Source organism: Suipraeoptans intestinalis, assembly GCF_009696485.1.
Lineage (GTDB): Bacteria > Bacillota > Clostridia > Lachnospirales > Lachnospiraceae > Suipraeoptans > Suipraeoptans intestinalis.
The window spans coordinates 1-5635 of record NZ_VULY01000043.1; the positions used below are offsets into that span (position 1 = coordinate 1).

General features: G+C 44.1%; 11 protein-coding genes. 6 read left to right on the forward strand and 5 right to left on the reverse strand.

Annotated features, from left to right (window positions below):
* Nucleotides 1–130 precede the first annotated feature (130 nt).
* From FYJ34_RS12540 to FYJ34_RS12565, 6 genes are all read left to right on the forward strand, one after another.
* Nucleotides 131–418, forward strand: coding sequence for a hypothetical protein (locus tag FYJ34_RS12540; RefSeq protein WP_154479000.1), 288 nt, complete (start codon nucleotides 131–133; stop codon nucleotides 416–418).
* On the forward strand, nucleotides 361–747 hold the full coding sequence (locus tag FYJ34_RS12545; RefSeq protein ID WP_154479001.1) for a glycosyltransferase family 2 protein: 387 nt from the start codon (nucleotides 361–363) through the stop codon (nucleotides 745–747). Before FYJ34_RS12540 ends, FYJ34_RS12545 begins: the two co-directional genes overlap by 58 nt.
* A complete protein-coding gene (locus tag FYJ34_RS12550; RefSeq protein WP_154479002.1) occupies nucleotides 725–1153 on the forward strand; it encodes a glycosyltransferase family protein in 429 nt (142 codons plus the stop codon). Before FYJ34_RS12545 ends, FYJ34_RS12550 begins: the two co-directional genes overlap by 23 nt.
* A 209-nt stretch (nucleotides 1154–1362) precedes the next feature.
* Entirely contained in the window at nucleotides 1363–1884 is a 522-nt protein-coding gene (locus FYJ34_RS12555; protein WP_154479003.1) for a hypothetical protein, read from the forward strand.
* Entirely contained in the window at nucleotides 1869–2033 is a 165-nt protein-coding gene (locus FYJ34_RS12560; protein WP_154479004.1) for a hypothetical protein, read from the forward strand. The genes FYJ34_RS12555 and FYJ34_RS12560 overlap by 16 nt, the downstream gene beginning before the upstream one ends.
* Before the next feature lie 186 nt (nucleotides 2034–2219).
* Complete coding sequence (locus FYJ34_RS12565) at nucleotides 2220–2447, forward strand: glycosyltransferase (RefSeq protein WP_330582768.1); 228 nt, start codon at nucleotides 2220–2222, stop codon at nucleotides 2445–2447.
* A gap of 287 nt (nucleotides 2448–2734) precedes the next feature.
* Here the strand turns inward: FYJ34_RS12565 and FYJ34_RS12570 are convergent, their stop codons facing one another.
* From FYJ34_RS12570 to FYJ34_RS12590, 5 genes are all read right to left on the reverse strand, one after another.
* Nucleotides 2735–3034, reverse strand: a complete 300-nt coding sequence (locus tag FYJ34_RS12570) for a hypothetical protein (RefSeq protein WP_154479006.1) — start codon at nucleotides 3032–3034, stop codon at nucleotides 2735–2737.
* 684 nt (nucleotides 3035–3718) lie between these two features.
* On the reverse strand, nucleotides 3719–4153 hold the full coding sequence (locus FYJ34_RS12575) for a hypothetical protein (RefSeq protein ID WP_154479007.1): 435 nt from the start codon (nucleotides 4151–4153) through the stop codon (nucleotides 3719–3721).
* Nucleotides 4154–4156: 3 nt separating this feature from the next.
* Nucleotides 4157–4285 carry a hypothetical protein gene (locus tag FYJ34_RS13685; RefSeq protein ID WP_268878968.1) on the reverse strand — a complete coding sequence of 43 codons (129 nt, stop codon included), beginning with the start codon at nucleotides 4283–4285 and terminating at the stop codon, nucleotides 4157–4159.
* A gap of 376 nt (nucleotides 4286–4661) precedes the next feature.
* Nucleotides 4662–4844, reverse strand: coding sequence for a hypothetical protein (locus FYJ34_RS12580; protein ID WP_154479008.1), 183 nt, complete (start codon nucleotides 4842–4844; stop codon nucleotides 4662–4664).
* A 381-nt stretch (nucleotides 4845–5225) separates the two neighbouring features.
* Nucleotides 5226–5561, reverse strand: a complete 336-nt coding sequence (locus FYJ34_RS12590; RefSeq protein ID WP_154479010.1) for a hypothetical protein — start codon at nucleotides 5559–5561, stop codon at nucleotides 5226–5228.
* Nucleotides 5562–5635: the final 74 nt, after the last annotated feature.

Genomic DNA, 5635 nt, shown 5'->3' on the forward strand with positions numbered 1-5635 from the left:
GTGGGATATCTGGCAACGATTACTCTGGAAGCCCCGGATTATTTTAAGTTAAAGACGAAGAGGTAAAAGGAGAAAGAGCAAATGTTATTGAGGATACAAAAAAAACTGTTCCATATCAAGGCGGCAATAGATGTGGCTGGAGCATGAAAATGATGTGCTGACAGTAAAGGGGTGGATCTTTTCTCCGCAACAGGAATTAAAGCAGGTAGGTCTGATCGTAAGAGATGGAAAGACAGAGCATCGGATAGACGGACATTATCGACTGAAGCGTACAGATGTCTATCAGGAATTCCGTATGGACAATGCCAAAAATGTGGATTCTATGCACAGGCATTTGTGGAGGATATTGAAGCATATCAGGTGTGGATCACATATGCGAAAGGAGAAAAGCAGTATAAAGTATATCTGGGAACGCTGAAGAGCGGATCAAAACGGAGAGAAGGAATGCCGGGACGGGTAACAGAGATAGACAAGACAGATGAAGCGATCAATATAGCAGATCTGTTGGATCAGCAGCAAAGCTACCAGTTTCAGTTTCCAGAAAAATTCCAGTCGGAGAAGGTAGATATTATCGTTCCGGTATATAATGGATACCGATTTTTGGATAAGCTTTTAAAAACGATCCCATTGACCGGGATGACATACCGGTTGATTTTGATTGATGACAAAAGTCCGGACAGCAGAGTAGCAGAATTTCTGGCTGCCTACGCGAAAGAGAAAGAACATGTGGTTTTTTTGGCAGAATGAGGAAAATCTTGGATTTGTTCAAACGGTAAACAGAGGGCTTTCGCTATGTGAGAACCATGTGGCTCTGGTCAATACGGATGTAGAGCTTCCGAACCTGTGGCTGGAAAGGCTGATGCTGCCTATTCTCCAGGACGAGAAGGTGGCGTCTGCCACTCCATATACTACTTGTGGTACGATCTGTAGTTTTCCGGAATTCGGACAGGATAACCCGCTGTTTTTAGGCCGGAGTGTGGAGGAAATTGATGAGGAATTTATAAAGATTCCTCCAAAGTACACGGAAATGCCTACAGGAGTGGGATTTTGTATGGGGATGAGCCGGCATGCACTGCAGTCTGTGGGAGGATTTGATGCAGAAAGTTTTGGAAAGGATATGGAGAAGAAAACGACTGGTGTCAAAGAGCGATAGAACAAGGCTACAAGAATGTTCAGGTAGAGAATCTGTTTGTATTTCACAATCATGGAGGAAGCTTTCTCAGTGAGGATAAAAAACGATATCTGAAAAGAAACGGGGAGATCTTATTAAAAAAACACCCGTACTACAACAAGGATGTTTCCAGATTCTGCAGTCTGGATCCGAACAGGGAAGTCAGAGAGTTTATCAAGCTGAATCTGCTGTTGCGTCATGAAGCTTGCGGCAGGACGATCCTGGCATTTGATCACAGTCTGGGAGGCGGAGCCACCAGTTACCTGGAAGGGAAAAGAAGGGAATCGGCGGAAGCAGGAAATGCATTTGTCACAGTCAGATTTGATTTTTTGAAAGAAGCCTATAAGATACGATACGACTGTCAGGGACATAAGGTGGAACTGCGTGTAAAAACAAGAGAAGATCTATTTCGTATCATGAAATACCTTGCAGTGAGGAAAATCTGGATCAACGAATTAGTTACATATCCGGAGCTGTACGATTTTCTGGAGGAGATCAAAAAGTTTTCGAAACAGAATGATGTAGGAATAACAATGTTGATGCACGATTTCTTTTCTGTATGTCCAACCATCAACTTGCTGGATGATACGGGAAAATACTGTAGGATCCCGGAGTTGGAGCGCTGTGAAAACTGTCTGAAAAATACGGAATCTTTGCAGGCACTGGAATATGGAACGATGTTCCGCTGGAGAAAAGAATGGAAAGCTTTTTGAAAGCATGTGAGGAAGTGACGGTATTTTCCGAAGATTCCAGACAGATCGTAGAAAAGGCGTTTGGAAGGCTGGAGAATATAGCAGTGCGTCCCCATCAGATCTCCTACATCCCCAAAGTGGAAAAGCAGCATAAATCAGCAAGACATTAAATATCGGCCTGCTGGGGGTACTGACCAAACACAAGGGGCGGACTCTGATCAGGGAACTGGCGGAAATCATAGAAAGAAACAGACTGGACATTCGGATCATTCTGATTGGAAGCAGTTCCAGAAAGATAAAAAGCCCGGTTTATAGGGAAACAGGTCCTTACACCAGAGACCAGCATTCCAAGGCTGATTCTGGAAAATGATATCGATATTTTCCTGATCCCATCCATTTGGCCGGAGACCTTTTCCTACACGACAGAAGAAATCATGCAGATGGGAATGCCTGTTATGAGTTTTGATATCGGAGCGCCTGCCGAACGGATCAAGAAATACGAAAAGGGACTGATCATTCCTGAGATCTCGCCGCAGGCAGTTCTTAAATCTGTCAAAGAAGAGCCGCTGATCAGAGAAGTTTAGAAAAGCCTGACCGGAAGCAGAAGTACTGTTTGTTGTAGAGGAAGTTACCTTTTCCTCCCAGATACAGAGTGGATCATTTGCGGGAACAGCTGATCTGGAGGGGAATTGCTTCGGACTGTATCGGGATTAGGGAGATTTCCAGGCAGGACCTGGAGGGGTATACCAAGTGTCGTTGTGTATCGCAGTTCCAAATATGGAGAAATAGGGAAGCTGATAGACAGAGCGCATCGAAGGGGTCTGAAAGTCTACCTATGATATGGATGATTATATTTTTGATTATTCTGCCATCAAAGATCTGCACTTTCTGTTTGATGACCACGGTTTTTCCCCGGAAACGCTTCCTCTGTCGCGCCTGCTTTAACTGGTTCGTAGAAACAATAATATCCGTCGCACAACGTCATTGTCCGGAAAATATCTCCGGAATATGTCTCAAATCCCACATAATCGGATCCTTCCAGAAAGTGCAGATCTTTTATGGCAGAATAATCAAAAATATAATCATCCATATCATAGTAGACTTTCAGACCCCTTCGATGCGCTCTGTCTATCAGCTTCCCTATTTCTCCATATTTGGAACTGCGATACACAACGACACTTGTATACGCCCTCCAGGTCCTGCCTGGAAATCTCCCTAATCCCGATACAGTCCGAAGCAATTCCCCTCCAGATCAGCTGTTCCCGCAAATGATCCACTCTGTATCTGGAGGAAAAGGTAACTTCCTCTACAACAAACAGTACTTTCTGCTTCCGGTCAGGCTTTTCTAAAACTTCTCTGATCAGCGGCTCTTCTTTGACAGATTTAAGAACTGCCTGCGGCGAGATCTCAGGAATGATCAGTCCCTTTTCGTATTTCTTGATCCGTTCGGCAGGCGCTCCGATATCAAACTCATAACAGGCATTCCCATCTGCATGATTTCTTCTGTCGTGTAGGAAAAGGTCTCCGGCCAAATGGATGGGATCAGGAAAATATCGATATCATTTTCCAGAATCAGCCTTGGAATGCTGTCTCTGGTGTAAGGACCTGTTTCCCTATAAACCGGGCTTTTATCTTTCTGGAACTGCTTCCAATCAGAATGATCCGAATGTCCAGTCTGTTTCTTTCTATGATTTCCGCCAGTTCCCTGATCAGAGTCCGCCCTTGTGTTTGGTCAGTACCCCCAGCAGGCCGATATTTAATGTCTTGCTGATTTTATGCTGCTTTTCCACTTTGGGGATGTAGGAGATCTGATGGGGACGCACTGCTATATTCTCCAGCCTTCCAAACGCCTTTTCTACGATCTGTCTGGAATCTTCGGAAATACCGTCACTTCCTCACATGCTTTCAAAAAAGCTTTCCATTCTTTTCTCCAGCGGAACATCGTTCCATATTCCAGTGCCTGCAAAGATTCCGTATTTTTCAGACAGTTTTCACAGCGCTCCAACTCCGGGATCCTACAGTATTTTCCCGTATCATCCAGCAAGTTGATGGTTGGACATACAGAAAAGAAATCGTGCATCAACATTGTTATTCCTACATCATTCTGTTTCGAAAACTTTTTGATCTCCTCCAGAAAATCGTACAGCTCCGGATATGTAACTAATTCGTTGATCCAGATTTTCCTCACTGCAAGGTATTTCATGATACGAAATAGATCTTCTCTTGTTTTTACACGCAGTTCCACCTTATGTCCCTGACAGTCGTATCGTATCTTATAGGCTTCTTTCAAAAATCAAATCTGACTGTGACAAATGCATTTCCTGCTTCCCGCCGATTCCCTTCTTTTCCCTTCCAGGTAACTGGTGGCTCCGCCTCCCAGACTGTGATCAAATGCCAGGATCGTCCCTGCCGCAAGCTTCATGACGCAACAGCAGATTCAGCTTGATAAACTCTCTGACTTCCTGTTCGGATCCAGACTGCAGAATCTGGAAACATCCTTGTTGTAGTACGGGTGTTTTTTTAATAAGATCTCCCCGTTTCTTTTCAGATATCGTTTTTTATCCTCACTGAGAAAGCTTCCTCCATGATTGTGAATACAAACAGATTCTCTACCTGAACATTCTTGTAGCCTTGTTCTATCGCTCTTTGACACCAGTCGTTTTCTTCTCCATATCCTTTCCCAAAACTTTCTGCATCAAATCCTCCACAGACTGCAGTGCATGCCGGCTCATCCCATACAAAATCCCACTCCTGTAGGCATTTCCGTGTACTTTGGAGGAATCTTTATAAATTCCTCATCAATTTCCTCCACACTCCGGCCTAAAACAGCGGTTATCCTGTCCGAATTCCGGAAAACTACAGATCGTACCACAAGTAGTATATGGAGTGGCAGACGCCACCTTCTCGTCCTGGAGAATAGGCAGCATCAGCCTTTCCAGCCACAGGTTCGGAAGCTCTACATCCGTATTGACCAGAGCCACATGGTTCTCACATAGCGAAGCCCTCTGTTTACCGTTTGAACAAATCCAAGATTTTCCTCATTCTGCAAAAAACCACATGTTCTTTCTCTTTCGCGTAGGCAGCCAGAAATTCTGCTACTCTGCTGTCCGGACTTTTGTCATCAATCAAAATCAACCGGTATGTCATCCCGGTCAATGGGATCGTTTTTAAAGCTTATCCAAAATCGGTATCCATTATATACCGGAACGATAATATCTACTTCTCCGACTGGAATTTTTCTGGAAACTGAAACTGGTAGCTTTGCTGCTGATCCAACAGATCTGCTATATTGATCGCTTCATCTGTCTTGTCTATCTCTGTTACCCGTCCCGGCATTCCTTCTCTCCGTTTTGATCCGCTCTTCAGCGTTCCCAGATATACTTTATACTGCTTTTCTCCTTTCGCATATGTGATCCACACCTGATATGCTTCAATATCCTCCACAATGCCTGTGCATAGAATCCACATTTTTTGGCATTGTCCATACGGAATTCCTGATAGACATCTGTACGCTTCAGTCGATAATGTCCGTCTATCCGATGCTCTGTCTTTCCATCTCTTACGATCAGACCTACCTGCTTTAATTCCTGTTGCGGAGAAAAGATCCACCCCTTTACTGTCAGCACATCATTTTCATGCTCCAGCACATCTATTGCCGCCTTGATATGGAACAGTTTTTTTTGTATCCTCAATAACATTTGCTCTTCTCCTTTTACCTCTTCGTCTTAACTTAAAATAATCCGGGCTTCCAGAGTAATCGTTGCCAGATATC